Genomic DNA, 14,250 nt, shown 5'->3' on the forward strand with positions numbered 1-14,250 from the left:
GTCTTAGCACTTTCCCACAACAAAGCTGAACAGTTGCTTAACAATAAAAACTCTTTTGCTTAGCGCTTCGTAGTTAACCTTTGCCAGTGGCTTTTTAACAGGCACTTAATTAGTATTAGCCAACGAAAAAACGCAGAAGAGGGACACAAATGAAACAACGGATGAAGGTGCTCGCAGTGGCGGGACTGGCAAGTGTGCTGAGCGCATGTGCTACATCCCCGACCGGGCGCAACCAGGTGTTGTTGTACTCTGAAACGCAAATGGCCGAAATGGGCGGTCAGGCGTTTTCAAGTATGAAAGAGGAACTGAAGGTTTCCAGTAAACAGGTAGAGAATACCTACGTTCAGTGTGTTGCAAAATCGCTGACGCCGCTGGTACCGGACTCGGTGTTTAACGGTGAATGGGAAGTGGTGGTTTTTCAGGATGACCAGGTCAACGCCTTTGCATTGCCCGGTGGTAAAATCGGTGTTTATACCGGCTTGCTCAATGTGGCGAAAACCCAGTCCCAGTTAGCAGCCGTTATCGGACACGAAATCGGCCATGTTATTGCTCATCATGGTAACGAGCGTATGTCGACTTCCACACTGACAAACCTGGGTACGCAAGCTGTAGCAACGGCAATTGAAGCAAACCAGGTGGCATACAGCGGTGCGATTATGGCGGCTATTGGCATGGGTTCACAGGTTGCGATTACGCTGCCCTTCTCCCGTGCCCACGAGTCTGAAGCCGATCTTATCGGCCTGGCAGTGATGGCGCAGGCAGGCTTCGATCCCAGGGAGTCAGTAGAGTTATGGAAGAACATGGATGCCGCCAGTAACGGTCAGCGTCCGGTAGAAATTCTGTCCACTCACCCTGCCCCGCAAAGCCGTATTGAAAACTTGCAGGCCAATATGCAGGCTGCCATGACGGATTATCAGGGAACAGCTAAACGCCCTTCTTGTAAGTAGCTGCCAACCATTGTGAAGGTGTCAGGAGTCGACCCGACTGGCACCAATAAAAAACCCCCTTTCGAAAAAGGGGGTTTTTAGTATCAGTGTTAAGTACTCAGAATACTAAACAGAATTATGCTGATTCTTTCGCAGATACTGTTTTGTCAGCTTCTTTGAAAAAGTGCACATCCATTTGCGGATAAGGAATAGAAATACCTTCCGCGTCAAAACGCAGTTTCACCGCTTCAGTAAAGGCCAGGCGCACGGCCAGGTTATCCGAAGCAGCCACCCACGGGCGAACAGTAAAGTTAACAGAGCTGTCACCTAATTCAGCCACGCCGATTAAGCAGGCAGGTTCTTTCATAATACGGGTTTCTTCATCTACCAGCTCCTGCAAAATGCGCTTGGCTTTCAGCAGATCATCATCGTAGCCGATACCGAACGTCATATCACAACGACGGGTGTCTTTTGCTGAGTAGTTAGTGATGTTGTCGCTGTAAATCTTACCGTTCGGAATGGTGATTTCTTTGTTATCCAGAGACGTCATAACAGTGTGGAAAATACCAATCTTCTGAACGATACCGGCAGTACCCGCTGCTTCAACATAGTTGCCTTGTTTGAAAGGCTTGAATACCAGCAACATAACACCGGCTGCGAAATTCTTCAGAGAATCCTGCAGAGATAAACCGATAGCTAAACCGGCTGCACCCACGATAGCAACAAGAGAGGTGGTATCCACGCCCAGTTGGTCAAGTGATGCCACAATAACGAACAACATCAGTATTGCAGAGACAATCGACTCTACAAAATTGATAAGCATTTCGTCATATTTAGATTTTGCCATCACACGACGGAATACAGACAGAAGTATACCGACAATGATTCGTCCAATAACGAAGATCGCAATTGCCATAGCGATGTTGATCGCCCAGGGAATAGCGTATGTATTAATATACCGTTCAATATCTGAAGCAGTAAACATTGATAAAGTTTCTTCCATTTCTGTTTCCTTTGTTAATGCGCGAATCGTTGCACAGTGCGGGGATACGATAGCAATATTGCGGTAGATCACGCAATGCCACTGGTCTGCTTTCTGCCTTATACAATGGTATAAATTCAGATGATGAAACACTTATAAGCTGACGATAATATTTCTGTCATCGCATCAACGTAAAGTTTGCAGTGCGTGAAAAACAGCGCGATGAATGCTCGACAACGTGTTTCTTTAACCAACTGATTTTAGTGCTAATAACAAAATTGAATAAATCCGGCATCGGGAAAGGCTGGAAATTCGCGGATTTTAGTCTATATTCAGTCATCATTTTTCGGCTTACAAGTCGTTCAGTGGCAGGAAATACGAACCAGAATACCGGAAGAAAGTGACTTCTTTCGTATGGATTTAACAACATCAGGATCCGATGTTGGATGTAAGACGTAATGACGTATCTGGTTATTTAGCTATCGCCAAGTACCGGTTTGCTAAACTAAGGGATTTTAAAATGTTATTTCTATCTGTTCTTTTTGTGATTGTTCTCTTCATTCTGGGTTTTGCCCTCACCTCTGACAAAGGTAAAAATACTGTTCACGCCCGAAAGAGCGGTGCTGCGACGGATTTAAGTAACATTTCCAAAGAAACCCGTCCGAACAGCGTTCAGGTTAACTAAATTCCCCCGCTTACTGCGGTGCAGACATTGCGTCTGCACCCGCAAACTCGCTATCATATAACGCTTATAAAATTGAAGTTATAGTGATATCACCATGCGAATCCCGCGCCTGTACCACCCCGGTAATATTCCTCTGGACGAAGAGTTCCTGCTTAATGATGACGCTGCACACCACGTAGCCACTGTGTTGCGACTCAAAGCGAATTATCCCGTTGTGCTGTTTAACGGCGATGGTAATGAATACAGTGCCCAGATTATCGCGGTGAACCGCAAACAGGTTGTCATTGAAGCTGACGCCTGCCTGACCATCGGTAAAGAGTCACCTCTTCCAATTCATCTGGGACAGGGTGTGTCGAAAGGCGACCGCATGGATACTGTTTTACAGAAAAGTGTCGAGCTGGGTGTCACTGAAATCACACCGGTACTGACACAACGATGTGCAGTGAAGCTGGATGAAAAGCGCTGGGAAAAGAAAATTCAGCAATGGCAAAAAATTATCACCGGTGCTTGTGAGCAATGCGGACGTAATGTGGTTCCGGTACTCAATGCGCCGGTAACACTGAATCAATGGCTGGCGAGTCCGACTCAGGCTGTTCGTTTAACATTAGCCCCGGGCGCAGATTCACCGCTGGTAAAAACGCCCTATTCATCAAAAGGCTATCGTTTGCTTATCGGACCGGAAGGTGGTTTGTCTGAGCAGGAAATTCATCAGGCAAATGAAAGCGGCTATACTTCCGTCAGTCTGGGTCCCCGCATATTAAGAACAGAAACAGCAGCCCTTGCTGCCATTACTATTTTACAGTCCCAGCATGGAGACTTATAAACGTCATACTTGTTTTGTATGCTAAAACAGGTTAAAAAATAACTAAGCCAGAAAAACAATAAAAAGCTTATGTATCTCGTACATTCCGCCGGTAATCCGGCCACCGCCTCCGGCAGGTTGAATTTAGATCAGGTCTACAGTGCCTGCCTTGAACGTATTCTCGACGGTCAGCCTCTGGCGAAGGTGGTGACCTTCTACTTGCAATTCCTGGAACAGCACACCAACAGTTTCCGTTTTGCAGTCATGCAGGTTGTACCGCAAACCGGCAGCTTATCCCTGTTAGCCGCCCCTTCTCTGCCTGAGCATTTTATTCGCGCCATTCACGAAATGAAACTGTGTGAAAAGGAAGGCGCTTGCGGGCCGGCGGCCGTAACAGGCCAGCCCTTTTTCATCGATAACATTGCAGCCCATCCTAACTGGAAGGACTTTTCACCTGAAATGGCAGAAGTCGGGATCACCAGTTGCTGGTCATTCCCCCTGATCCGTGAAAATAACTGTATCGGGACTCTGGCGGTCACCGGTGGTCAGAAGCAAACTCCGGATCCCCATACCATTGCCCACTATCAGGCCGTAGCGGTAAACCTGAGTAAAATTTTTGCTTACTGTGATTATCAGCAAGGAAAAAACAGCGCCAACTGGATCTTACAAAAGCAGGTTTCCCGGCAGCAGGAAGAAAATAAGCATTTAAAAGAAACCGCTGAAAAACTGGCCATGAAGATGGCAGAGGCCGAGCATATTCTTGCCAGTTGTCCGCTACCTAAAACCTTCCGCCCCATGGCATCGGGTTTAATCAAAGAAACAGAAGCGTTACTGGCTGTGGTAAAGACCACTTTTTCCTTCCAAAAAGTGATTACCGCACAGAACAAAAGAAATGTGAGTTTAAAACAACTCTCCCGTAAAGAACTGAATCAATTTTATAATGCATTAAACCGCTCAACCGGAGCCGGTTCAGACATGCTCGGCGAAGCGGTTCGCAGACTGGATGAATTATCCGGTTACATCAGCCTTATCACTCACAATCCGGTGAAGCAGATTTCCCTGGCGAAAGCCACCGGCACCATGCTTTCTGTCATTGCCAGCACAGCGAAGCATATTGATATTAAAGCCTGTATCGACATCGACCCGGATTGTACTTCCACTATTGCTGCCGGCACGTTTACGCAAATACTCAACGAACTGATTTTAAACGTGTGCCATCACAGCTACCCCAACCGTAACGAAGGAAAAATCTGGCTTTCCGCATCAAAAACAAGCAATGGCACTTACCCGATGATCAGGTACATTGTTGAAGATGAAGGACAGGCCATTCCGCGCACTACGATTCACAATGCCATGCGGCCGGCAGCAGCCACTCTGCTCAGACGGCATTCGGCACCGGGAGGTCTGGCATTGTGCTATCAGCAAATTACCGCGGGTCTTGGCGGAACCATGCAAATCGTGCAGCGCCAGTCAGGCGGCAATAAAATAATCTTCACTTTTCCGGAACAAACCGCCGGCTAACGCGATGTAGCACGATGATTACCTGCGAAAAGGTGTTGATTTTAGCAATATCAACGCCATAGTAGAGGTATTACCCCGTTTACATAAAAGAGAATCACCCGATGAGCTATTCAGTCGGCTTTGTGATGGACCCTATCTCGTCTGTCAAACCCCATAAAGACACCAGCTTTGCCATGATGCTGGAAGCGCAGAAACGCGGCGCGACCCTGTTGTATATGGAAATGAGCGATCTTTATCTGGATAACGGCAAGCCAATGGCTTCCGTGCGCAAAGTTACTGTGCGGGACCAGGCACAGGATTTCTATTCATTGTCGCCACGGGAGACCATAGCACTGGCAGATATCAATGTTCTGCTGATGAGAAAAGACCCGCCCTTTGACAGTGAATTTCTGTATGCCACACAAATGCTCTCTTTAGCGGAAGCCGGAGGCGCGCTGATAGTCAACAATCCTCAGGCGCTGCGGGATTACAATGAAAAGTTATTTACCTCCTGGTTCCCGGATTTAATTCCGGCAACACGGGTAACCCGTAATCCCCGGCTGGTCAGGGATTTCCACGCAGAACATCAGGATATTATTTGTAAACCGCTGGACGGCATGGGCGGCGCATCGATTTTCAGGGTAAAACCCGATGGTAATAACCTGGGCGTCATCATTGAGACCCTGACCAAAAACGGGACCCAACAGATGATGGTGCAGGAATATCTGCCGGCCATTAAAGAGGGTGACAAACGGGTTCTGATTGTAGACGGTGAAGTGATGCCCTATTGTCTGGCGCGCTTACCCACAAAGGGAGAAACCCGGGGTAATCTGGCAGCCGGCGGTACCGGCCGTCCCCAGGCAGTCAGTGAGTCTGATAAAGCACTGGCGAACGCGATTGCGCCGGTACTGAAAGAGCACCGCATTTTGTTTGTTGGTCTGGATGTGATTGGCGATCGTATTACAGAGATAAATATCACCAGCCCCACCTGTGTCCGTGAAATTGAAGCCCATTTCGATTTCAGCATTATGGGTAAATTGTTTGATGCTATAGAAACTAAACTGGCAGCTTTGAGGTAACGTTGAATGACAGAACTGAAGTCCTTGCAAAATCACTTTCTGATCGCAATGCCGTCACTGGAAGACCCTTACTTTTCGCGGTCTATCACATACATTTGCGAACATAACAGTGAAGGCGCAATGGGTATTGTGATCAACCAGCCATCGAACATGAATCTGAAAGAACTGCTTGAGCAAACTGATAAAGACACGGAATTTGCTGACAGTACGTCAGAGCATATTGTGCTGGCCGGTGGACCGGTCAGTCAGGAGCGCGGTTTCGTGCTCCACTCTGATGACGGCGGCTGGAGTTCCAGTTTGAAAATGGCACCGGGTGTTGTTGTGACCACTTCAAAAGATATTCTCTCTGCCATCGGTCACAGCGAGGGCCCTGAGCATGCGATCATCGCGCTGGGCTATGCGGGATGGGAAGCCGGCCAGCTTGAGAAGGAAATGCAGGAAAATGCCTGGCTGACGGTGGAAGCCGACACAGACATTCTGTTCAATACGCCCGTACACAAGAAGTGGCAGTCTGCTGTGAAGAAACTGGGCGTGGATGTATGGCAGCTTACGCCGCAGGTTGGCCACGCCTGATATGAGCCGGACTGTTTTAAGCTTCGATTTTGGCACAAAAAGTATTGGCGTGGCTGTTGGTCAGGAGATAACCGGTACAGCTTCTCCTCTTGCCGCCCTGAAAGCACAGGATGGTGTGCCGGACTGGGAAAAGGTTAAAAGGATCTATGATGAGTGGCAACCGGATCTCGTCATTGTCGGGCTGCCGTTGAATATGGACGGTACTGAACAACCGGTGACGCAACTGGCCAAACGCTTTGCAAACCGCCTTCACGGCCGCTTTAACGTAAAAGTGGAGACCTGGGATGAACGGTTGTCCACGGCGGATGCCAAAGCTATGTTGTTCGAATTAGGTGGCTATAAGAAACTGACTAAAGATAAAGTCGACAGCGTTTCTGCCTGCGTGATTTTCACCAGTTGGGCAGAAAATCAGTACTGAGAAAGCCGGTCAGTAAGCCGGCTCTGCTTTCACGGCCTGACATTGCCAGCACAGTGAAAAGTGCCCTTCGTTCTCTTCCCCGCAATGGGTACACTGCCAGTTCTCCCCTTTATTACTATTTGGGGTAAGCGCATCAACGATTCCCTTCGCTTTGCCGAACCACTGCTCATCAAGCAGCCACAATTCCATTTGTGTTTCCTGCCAGGGAAGTTCGCCCACCGCACCACCGGCATACTCATTTTTTACCAGGTAAGGAATACGGGCGACATCCAGCTCAGAGCGAACCTGCTGAACCAGAAAACGGTCGTCATGACCAAATAACTTCAGCATCGGAAGAGTCAGTCATCCATATCGATGGACACGCCGGACAAAGATCCCAGCTCATTGCCTTCACTGCTGTCCAGTTTGATCATCAGACGCAAATCATTCGGTGAATCGGCATGATGAATGGCCTGGTCATAGGTGATCCGATCTTCTTTAAACAATTCATACAGCGCCATATCAAATGTCTGCATGCCCATTTCTTTGCCTTTCTTCATGGCATCTTTTAACTCACCGGTACGGTTTGTCTGAATAAGATCGGCCACAAACGGGGAATTAAGCAGAATCTCAATGGCAGCTACCCGGCCTTTGCCGTCTTTTTTCGGCACCAGTTGCTGGGCAACGATGGCCCTGAGGTTCAAACTCAGATCGAACAGCAGCTTGTTATGCATTTCTTTAGGTGCAAGGTGCATGATGCGCTCTATCGCCTGGTTAGCATTATTAGCGTGGAGAGTCGCGACACACAGGTGGCCGGTATCAGCAAATGACATGGCATATTCCATGGTTTCCATAGAGCGGATTTCGCCCAGCAGGATCACATCGGGTGCCTGACGCAGAGAGCTTTTCAATGCGTCGTCAAAACTCATGGTATCAATGCCCACTTCACGTTGTGTCACCACACAGGAACCATGCCGGTGAATAAACTCGATGGGATCTTCAATAGTAAGGATATGCCCTTTGGAATTGTGATTGCGGTGGTCAATCAGTGCCGCCAGCGAGGTAGACTTACCGGTACCGGTAGCCCCCACCATCAGCACCAGGCCACGTTTACTCATGATAATGTCTTTAAGCACCGCAGGTAGCCCCAGTTCATCCACTTTAGGAATTTCTGTGACAATCCGGCGGGCGACCATACCAATGGAGTCCCGTTGCCAGAATGCGCTGCAACGAAAACGTCCAACATTAGTAATACCAACTGCAAAGTTACTTTCTTTCAGTTCATTCAGTTCGCGGATGTAACGTTCTTCCATCACACTCTGAACCAGTTCCTTGGCCTGAAACTGAGATAACGGCTCATCACCTAACGGGGTCAGCTGCCCGTCTATTTTGGCACTGACAGGGAAACCTACGGTAATAAAAATATCCGAAGCCCCAAGTTCTGTCGCTTTCTCAAAATACCCCTGCAGTTTCACCCTTTATCTCCTACATCATTTTATTTTTATCGGTGGATTTCGCCGCTGCATCCTGATGGCTCACAACGCCTAATGCAACCAGTTTTTGCAGTGCCTGATCCATGGTTTGCATACCGTGCGCCTGACCGGTCTGGATAACCGAATACATCTGAGGCACTTTGTCTTCACGGATAAGGTTACGGATTGCCGGTATGCCCACCATAATCTCATGTGCCGCTACCCGGCCACCGCCGACTTTTTTCATCAGGGTTTGTGAAATAACTGCCCGTAATGATTCTGACAACATGGAGCGGATCATTGCTTTTTCTTCCGCCGGGAAAACGTCAATAATACGGTCGATAGTTTTCGGCGCTGAGTTGGTGTGCAACGTACCAAATACCAGGTGACCGGTTTCCGCTGCGGTCATCGCAAGACGGATGGTTTCCAGGTCCCGTAACTCGCCCACCAGCACCACGTCGGGATCTTCACGAAGCGCCGAACGTAACGCGTTAGAAAAGCTGTGTGTATCGCGGTGCACTTCACGCTGGTTCAGAACACTCATCTTATTTTCATGAACAAATTCAATGGGATCTTCAATGGTAAGAATGTGGTCCCGTTTAGTGTTATTGATGTGATCAATCATGGCTGCCAGCGTGGTACTTTTACCCGAACCCGTCGCACCGGTCACCAGTACAAGGCCGGTAGGCTGATCAATCAAATCACGGAAAATGGGCGGGGCTGCAATATCATCCAGTGATAATACTTTACTGGGGATGGTACGAAGTACCGCAGCAGCACCACGATTCTGTACAAAGGCGTTAACACGGAAACGGGATAAATCCTTTACTTCAAAGGAAAAGTCAACTTCCAGATTCTCTTCATATTCCTTGCGCTGCTTGTCATTCATGATTTCATAAATGAGCGAATGTACCTGCTTGTGATCAAGCTCAGGGATATTCAGTCTGCGCATTTCCCCGTCGACACGAATAATCGGCGGCAGCCCTGCCGACAAGTGCAAATCGGAAGCTTTATTTTTAACACTGAAAGCCAAAAGTTCGGTAATATCCACAACCACGTCTCCAAACACCAGATGATTAATGCAAACAATAGCAGAACGACTGAAATCCGCCCAATCGCGAATCGAACAAGCTACTGCCAATGCGCATCGTCCTCCAAAATCCGTGCAATTACTAGCGGTCAGCAAGACTAAACCGGTATCTGATATCAACCTGGCGTATGAAGCGGGACAACGTTTGTTTGGTGAGAATTACGTACAGGAAGGCGTTGAAAAGATTCAGCATCTGTCTGCGCTCACTGATATTGAATGGCATATGATTGGCCCGCTGCAATCGAATAAAACAAAAGTCGTTGCAGAGCATTTTGACTGGGTGCAGTCAGTGGACAGAGAAAAGATTGCCCGCCGGTTGAACGACCAGCGACCCTCTCACATGCCGCCACTGAATGTGTGCATTCAGCTTAATATCGATGATGAAGACAGTAAATCAGGCATTCAGATCAATGCACTGCCAGCCCTGATTGATACTATCATCGGGTTGTCCAACCTGAAATTGCGGGGGCTGATGGCGATACCGAAAGCCTCTCCGGACGAGGAAGAACAGGCGCAAACCCTGACCACGCTGGCTGAATTATTCGCGGAATATCAACAAAAGCTGAGCGATTTTGATACCCTGTCCGTAGGAATGAGCAGCGATCTTGAAGCCGCCATTGAACACGGTTCTACCATGGTCAGAGTAGGCAGCGCTATTTTTGGTGCGCGTAGCTGATTGACCGGGTCGCTATTCACGAGTTTTAAACGCAATACATAAGGGTTTTCATGCAACAGAAAAAATTGGCATTTATCGGCGCAGGTAACATGAGTCGCAGCATCATCAGCGGACTTATCCAGTCAGGCTACGACAAAGACAATATTCTTGCCAGTAATCCCTCAACACCCAAGCTGGAAAAACTACAGGAAGAGTTTGGCATCCGGATCACGCAGTCGAATGATGAAGCCTGTGAGTTTGCCGATGCTCTTGTGCTGGCGGTAAAGCCACAAATGATGGGCGACATGCTTGCCGCCTTGCAGGAAAAAAACGACCTGACCGGTAAACTGTTTTTATCCATTGCAGCCGGTTTGCCGGTATCACGCCTGCAGGAAATGCTGGGCGGCGATTATCCGGTGGTGCGCATTATGCCCAATACTCCAAGCCTTATCGGCAAAGGTATGACGGGCTTGTACGCTGACGACACAGTAAGCAGCGCAGACCGCCAGTACGCTGACGACGTCATGGGCGCAGTGGGTGAAACGGTTTGGGTAAAGGAAGAAGACGGTATTAACGGCGTCATCGCCGCCGCAGGCAGCAGCCCTGCGTACTTCTTCCTGTTTCTGCAGGCCATGCAGGAAGAATCCATGAAAATGGGTTTTGATGCGCAGACCGCCAGAAACATGGTTCAGCAAGCCATGCTGGGTGCGGCTGAAATGGTTTGTCACAATCCGGATATTGAATTAAGCGAGTTAAGAGCTCAGGTTACTTCTAAGGGCGGCACAACCGCTGCTGCTATCAATACATTTATCGATAAAGGCTTGCAGGACACGGTTAGCGCAGCCATGCGTGCCGCAGTCGACAGAGCCGAAGAAATGGCGAAACAACTTTAAGTTTAAGCTTCACAGGAAAAACAGTTAATGAGCAACGCGTCGGTCTTTCTTATCAGTACCTTGTTTGATTTGTATCTGATGGTGGTGATATTACGATTGTGGTTACAACTGGTCAGGGCAGATTTTTATAACCCGGCCAGCCAGTTTATCGTTAAAGCAACACACCCCATAGTGGGGCCTCTTCGCCGTATCATCCCGTCTGTCGGTAACTTTGATACGGCAACGTTCGTGCTTGCCCTGCTTGTCGCGGCACTGAAGTTTGTGACGCTGGTCATGCTGTTTGGCAGTGGAAACATCAATCCGGCATCTATTATCCTGCTGGCGTTTTTAACCGTAGTGAAAGAAACCCTCTCGCTGATGTTCTGGATCCTGATTATCCGCGCCATCCTCAGCTGGGTATCGCAGGGACAAAATCCTATTGAGTACGTGATGTATCAACTAACAGAGCCATTTCTGTCACCTATCCGCCGTATTATTCCGCCCATTGGTGGTCTGGATTTATCGGTATTGATAGCCATTATCGGATTACAGTTCCTGCAAATCCTTTTGCAAAATACGTTTGGTTTATACTAAGTTTTAAAAGGGTAGCGGTTTAGCTACCCTTTTTTGTTTCTGTACTGATTTTGTGTGATTAGTTGAATTTGGTGAAGACACTGTGAACTACCTTGCCCGTCTGCCGGCCCTCTGCCTGCTCTTAACTTTACTGTTAACCGCCCCTGTGGCATTAGCCGAACAAAAACAAACGCTGGGAAAATGGGATGTACATTACATCGTAGTGAACACCACGTTTTTCACCCCGGAAACCGCGCAAAATTACGGCATTGTGCGCAGTAAATATAATGCGCTGGTGAATATTTCAGTGCTCGACAGCGCAACAGGAGAAGCTCAGGTCGTGTCCGTTAAGGGTCAGGCGAGAAACCTTTTAGGTAACAGCAAAACACTGAATTTTAAACGGGTTAAAGAAGGCGAAGCGATTTACTATCTTGCCCCGCTTTCCTTTAATGACAGAGAAACCTTTCGCTTCAACGTCGTTATTCAGCGGGGCAATGAAGTTCAGACACTAAAGTTTCAGCAGGAGATGTTCGTCGAGTAATCTCCTGCTTCAAACTGTCAGTGCGATGTTACAGCGATGCGGGCATATGCGCTTTTTCGTTTCTCCAGGCCTTCTCATAGGCGGGCCTGGAAAGTACCCGCTCTGCGTACTGTTTCACATTATCAAACGTTAAATCCATACCAGACCCTTTCGCCCATGACAGCACATGTCCGGCGACAATATCTACTCCGCTGAACATGTGTCCGGTAAGGAAATCCTGGTCTCCGAGCAACGCAGAAAACCCTTTCAGCGCCAAACCGAATTCGTAAATACTGACATCTTTCATGTCTTCAAGACGCTGTGCCTCCGGTAATGCAAAGTCATGCTTTGCCATGTTCCATAACGGTTGCTCCAGCTCTGTTATCACAAATGCCATTGCCTGTTCGTACAGCATACGCGCCTTGCTACCCAATACCGGCATAAATTCTTCATAGCCATGCTTATCCATCAGCCAGGTCACGATGGCGGCAGATTCGCTCATTGGCCCGCAGTCTGTCATCAGTGCAGGAATTTTACCCGCCGGATTAAGCGCGAGAAAATCTGCTGATTTATGCTCCCCCTTACGTAAGTTAATAAACGTGTAGTCATAAGGCAGGCCTAACTCTTCCAGTGCCCATGCCACACGCACTGAACGCGTTTTTGCAAATCCGTATAATGTATACATACCCTCTCCTGTCCGGTGATTTTGATTGTTTGAAACTATACACAAATCACCGGCTTCAGCGCATCAATTTGTTCCGTTATCCCATGTGACTATTGCAAGCGCAAACTTCATCCCCACACTCTTTGTATTCGGTTAAAGGAGGCATTATGTCTGAATATAAAGAAATCAAACTCGTTAAACGTCCGGTGAAAGGTCAGATTGACGCATCTCTGTTCAGCACAGAGCAAAAGCAGGTTCCGGTGCCCGGTGAGGGTGAAATACTGATCAGACAAACGCATATGTCGCTGGATCCCGCCATGCTGGGCTGGATGAGTGAAGACAGAGAAAGTTACATCCCGCCCGTGGAACTCGGTGAGGTAATGCGCTCCAGCGGTGTGGGTGAAGTCATTAAATCTAACCATCCCGATTTTTCTGAAGGCGACAAAGTGATGGGTATGACAGGCTGGCGGGAATACCTTGTCAGTGATGGTAAGGGCTTCAACAAGTTACAACCCGGGATCAGCGAAGAGATGGCCCTGTGTGTGTTTGCCTTACCCGGTCTGACAGCCACCACGGGGTTATATAAGTTCGGCAAACCTGAGGCCGGTGAAACCCTGATTGTAACCGGCGCTGCAGGTTCTGTGGGATCCATCGTTGGTCAGCTAGGTAAAGCTGACGGATTACGGGTAATCGGCGTCGTGGGCAGCGATGAGAAAGCAGACTGGATTGTTAATGAATTAGGTTTCGACGGCGCAGTGAATTACAAGACGGATAACCTTAAAGCGCAGCTGGATGCCCTCACCCCCAACCGTATTGACGTGTTTTTTGAAAACACCGGCGGCCCTGTACAACAGCTTATCGTTAACCGGATGAACGAACACGGGCGCATTGTCGTTTGCGGAATGATTGCAGATTACCAGTCCGACAACCCTTCCCCCGGCCCCAACTGGATCCCGCTTATCAAAAAACGAATCTCCATTCAGGGGTTTGCTATGCCTGATCACTGGGGCGAGATCCCGCAATTGCTCGAAAAGCTCACACCTTATGTGCAGCAGGGCAAGATTAAATACCGGGCACATATCATTGACGGGCTGGAAAATGCACAGAGCGGCCTGAACATGTTGTTCGACGGCAAGAACACAGGGAAAATGATTGTAAAACTTTAATTATTACTCTTTGAGAGAAGGTCGCAGGGCTGCATTTTCCTGCGACTTTCTCCATACATTTCACGGTTTAATGTAAAAAATTAAAAAAGTTTTGTCAGGATCTCCGGATTCTCCTCGTCTATGGAATTAACTGAATCACTTCAGTCATCTGACAAAAAGAGGAAAATACCGTGACAATGAATACCAGCTCTATACCCCGCAACAGAATACCGGCATATTTAAAAACTAAATACTCTTTCTCTGAAGCTTACATCTGGCTGGCTGAAGGATGGGCCCTGTTCAAAACGGCACCTG

At 48.2% G+C, this 14,250-nt stretch carries 17 protein-coding genes; 12 read left to right on the top strand and 5 right to left on the bottom strand.

Features of this window, described 5'->3' with window-relative positions; all coding sequences use genetic code 11:
* Positions 1-149: 149 nt before the first annotated feature.
* The gene (locus J3369_RS15520; RefSeq protein ID WP_349588501.1) at positions 150-947 is read left to right on the top strand and encodes a M48 family metallopeptidase; all 798 of its coding nucleotides are present in this window, start codon (positions 150-152) and stop codon (positions 945-947) included.
* Positions 948-1,062: 115 nt separating this feature from the next.
* On the opposite strand, the gene J3369_RS15525 is transcribed toward J3369_RS15520, so the two are convergent.
* Complete coding sequence (locus tag J3369_RS15525) at positions 1,063-1,929, bottom strand: mechanosensitive ion channel family protein (protein ID WP_349588504.1); 867 nt, start codon at positions 1,927-1,929, stop codon at positions 1,063-1,065.
* A gap of 499 nt (positions 1,930-2,428) precedes the next feature.
* Between J3369_RS15525 and J3369_RS15530 the strand changes: the two genes are divergently transcribed.
* The 6 genes from J3369_RS15530 (at position 2,429) to ruvX (ending at position 6,965) form a co-directional block, all read left to right on the top strand.
* A complete protein-coding gene (locus J3369_RS15530) occupies positions 2,429-2,593 on the top strand; it encodes a hypothetical protein (protein WP_161599167.1) in 165 nt (54 codons plus the stop codon).
* 94 nt (positions 2,594-2,687) lie between these two features.
* Entirely contained in the window at positions 2,688-3,416 is a 729-nt protein-coding gene (locus J3369_RS15535; RefSeq protein WP_349588506.1) for a 16S rRNA (uracil(1498)-N(3))-methyltransferase, read from the top strand.
* Between the two features lie 69 nt (positions 3,417-3,485).
* The gene (locus J3369_RS15540) at positions 3,486-4,916 is read left to right on the top strand and encodes a sensor histidine kinase (RefSeq protein ID WP_349588509.1); all 1,431 of its coding nucleotides are present in this window, start codon (positions 3,486-3,488) and stop codon (positions 4,914-4,916) included.
* A gap of 101 nt (positions 4,917-5,017) precedes the next feature.
* Positions 5,018-5,974 (top strand): glutathione synthase, encoded by a 957-nt coding sequence (gene gshB, locus J3369_RS15545; protein WP_349588512.1) that lies wholly within the window; start codon positions 5,018-5,020, stop codon positions 5,972-5,974.
* A 6-nt stretch (positions 5,975-5,980) separates the two neighbouring features.
* Positions 5,981-6,547 (top strand): YqgE/AlgH family protein, encoded by a 567-nt coding sequence (locus J3369_RS15550; RefSeq protein ID WP_349588515.1) that lies wholly within the window; start codon positions 5,981-5,983, stop codon positions 6,545-6,547.
* Position 6,548: 1 nt separating this feature from the next.
* Positions 6,549-6,965, top strand: coding sequence for a Holliday junction resolvase RuvX (ruvX, locus tag J3369_RS15555; RefSeq protein WP_119502224.1), 417 nt, complete (start codon positions 6,549-6,551; stop codon positions 6,963-6,965).
* A 9-nt stretch (positions 6,966-6,974) separates the two neighbouring features.
* On the opposite strand, the gene J3369_RS15560 is transcribed toward ruvX, so the two are convergent.
* From J3369_RS15560 to J3369_RS15570, 3 genes are read right to left on the bottom strand one after another with little or no spacing between them, the layout of a single operon-like run.
* Complete coding sequence (locus J3369_RS15560) at positions 6,975-7,295, bottom strand: putative signal transducing protein (protein WP_303572837.1); 321 nt, start codon at positions 7,293-7,295, stop codon at positions 6,975-6,977.
* Between the two features lie 8 nt (positions 7,296-7,303).
* Positions 7,304-8,419, bottom strand: coding sequence for a PilT/PilU family type 4a pilus ATPase (locus tag J3369_RS15565; RefSeq protein ID WP_119502226.1), 1,116 nt, complete (start codon positions 8,417-8,419; stop codon positions 7,304-7,306).
* A gap of 10 nt (positions 8,420-8,429) precedes the next feature.
* A complete protein-coding gene (locus J3369_RS15570; protein WP_119503450.1) occupies positions 8,430-9,467 on the bottom strand; it encodes a type IV pilus twitching motility protein PilT in 1,038 nt (345 codons plus the stop codon).
* Between the two features lie 28 nt (positions 9,468-9,495).
* Here J3369_RS15570 and J3369_RS15575 point away from each other — a divergent pair, with 28 nt between their 5' ends.
* From J3369_RS15575 to J3369_RS15590, 4 genes are all read left to right on the top strand, one after another.
* The gene (locus J3369_RS15575) at positions 9,496-10,182 is read left to right on the top strand and encodes a YggS family pyridoxal phosphate-dependent enzyme (RefSeq protein ID WP_349588519.1); all 687 of its coding nucleotides are present in this window, start codon (positions 9,496-9,498) and stop codon (positions 10,180-10,182) included.
* 50 nt (positions 10,183-10,232) lie between these two features.
* The gene (gene proC, locus J3369_RS15580) at positions 10,233-11,054 is read left to right on the top strand and encodes a pyrroline-5-carboxylate reductase (protein ID WP_349588521.1); all 822 of its coding nucleotides are present in this window, start codon (positions 10,233-10,235) and stop codon (positions 11,052-11,054) included.
* Between the two features lie 27 nt (positions 11,055-11,081).
* Positions 11,082-11,627, top strand: a complete 546-nt coding sequence (locus J3369_RS15585) for a YggT family protein (RefSeq protein WP_119502229.1) — start codon at positions 11,082-11,084, stop codon at positions 11,625-11,627.
* A gap of 115 nt (positions 11,628-11,742) precedes the next feature.
* Positions 11,743-12,147: a DUF4426 domain-containing protein gene (locus tag J3369_RS15590; RefSeq protein ID WP_502877473.1), complete on the top strand. Its 405-nt coding sequence runs from the start codon at positions 11,743-11,745 to the stop codon at positions 12,145-12,147.
* Between the two features lie 28 nt (positions 12,148-12,175).
* Here the strand turns inward: J3369_RS15590 and J3369_RS15595 are convergent, their stop codons facing one another.
* The gene (locus J3369_RS15595; protein ID WP_349588526.1) at positions 12,176-12,811 is read right to left on the bottom strand and encodes a glutathione S-transferase family protein; all 636 of its coding nucleotides are present in this window, start codon (positions 12,809-12,811) and stop codon (positions 12,176-12,178) included.
* A gap of 146 nt (positions 12,812-12,957) precedes the next feature.
* Between J3369_RS15595 and J3369_RS15600 the strand changes: the two genes are divergently transcribed.
* Positions 12,958-13,956, top strand: a complete 999-nt coding sequence (locus tag J3369_RS15600) for an NADP-dependent oxidoreductase (protein WP_349588529.1) — start codon at positions 12,958-12,960, stop codon at positions 13,954-13,956.
* The last annotated feature ends 294 nt before the right edge of the window (positions 13,957-14,250 follow it).

This window comes from Alteromonas sp. NFXS44, assembly GCF_040148705.1.
In the GTDB taxonomy this organism is placed as follows: domain Bacteria; phylum Pseudomonadota; class Gammaproteobacteria; order Enterobacterales; family Alteromonadaceae; genus Alteromonas.